Genomic DNA, 1,530 nt, shown 5'->3' on the forward strand with positions numbered 1-1,530 from the left:
GGCACCACAAGACTGACGCTATCATCCATGCCCGATCATGGCTTTGATATTGCTCGTGATACTGGTGTATGGGTATCAGCTACGCTACTTGATGCGTCTATTCCTTATATGCCTTATCCAAGTAGCTTGTCTTTTGCCAGTAGTACCTATCACGGCCTCACCCAAGCGCGTACAGGAGATGTGAGCCGCTCATCCTCTCCTAGTTATGCGTCTAGTATCACTGATGATAATCTACAGCAGACCATCACCACCCCTGTCTGGTCAGGTATTAGTGATCACGATGATGGCACCACCCCGCCCCTACGCGCATTACAACTGTCATCGGGGGCAGCGCATGGTTGGCAGTTTGCTCCGCGTATCGGACAGTCCGTACTCCTTAACCACTGGTATGGCGATATTGACAGTCCCGTGATCAGCCGTGCGCTCTTTGATGGTATCGGTATGGGTGATGTGGATGAGAAAGACATCACCACTCAGGATGCTGGTTTAGCCAATCGACATAACCTCAAAGGCGGTGCCTCCCCCAGATGGCATGGCGGCGGTCTCGGTCACTCGCAAATCAATGACGATGATACCCATAGCGGCTGGATATCTGGTATTGCGCAGTACGGGCTGACGGCTGAGTCTGAAGTGACGATGAGCTTTGATGATACGCCAAACAAGGTCGGTCTACAGTGGGCGGTGAATACTGGTGCGCGGGCTAATGCTGAGACCCCCACCATCACGTCTAGTGCAGTCTTTGCCCCTGATGAGCATATCGTCTCATTGGGTACACTACGCCATCGCTTTAGCAATCATCAATCAAATGATAGTGGTCAAGGCATCAATGTCGCCACCGATCATGGACTACAGATTAGTGGTGATACGGGGGTGCTACTCTCTACCTTTGATATCAGACACACGCAAACTGAGCATGAGTCTGCATGGGTCAATGATGCAGGACAGCAGCAGCTTAAGTTAGGCGCTGAGCTGAGCGAGACGTTAGCGGAGGCCAAGCACGCACACCTACAATCGACCGAAGCACTCAGTGGTGCCCGAGCGTCGATAGAAGGGTTTAAGAGTACGGCGCAAATTATCGATGAGACGCTAGATACTGAGGTACTTGGTGCGGCTGATGTGCTACTGGTTAGTAAAGATAGTATCCTCGCATCAGGCAGCAATACACTGTGGACGGCGAAAACGATCGTTAGGCAATCAGGCAGCACGCAATCAGATATGGTGGCAGGTAGTTATACGCTGGCGGCAGATACGATTGACTCACTCTCAGGCGTCGGTGGTCAAGCGGGTCTATCAGGACTACATATCAGTGCTAATACCAAGCCAGTAGCGATACAAGCACAGGGCGGTGAGCTGCAATTGCATAGCCAGCAGGGTATGACCATCGGTAGCGAGTCGGGACAAGTGAATATCGCAAGTCCGAAACGCATCAAGCTGCAAACTAGCGCGGGGGCGTCACTGACGATTGATGACAGCGGGATTAAGCTGGTGTGTCCGGGGACGATTAAGATAAAAGCGGTGAAGAAGGGTCTG

The 1,530-nt window shown here is 52.1% G+C and carries 1 protein-coding gene; it reads left to right on the forward strand.

From position 1 onward, the window contains the following. The coding region (locus ACT3SX_RS15000; RefSeq protein WP_444761828.1) for a DUF2345 domain-containing protein at nt 1-1,530 on the forward strand (1,530 nt) is incomplete at both ends.

The sequence above is a fragment of the Psychrobacter sp. AOP31-B2-9 genome (assembly GCF_052378005.1).
GTDB lineage: Bacteria > Pseudomonadota > Gammaproteobacteria > Pseudomonadales > Moraxellaceae > Psychrobacter.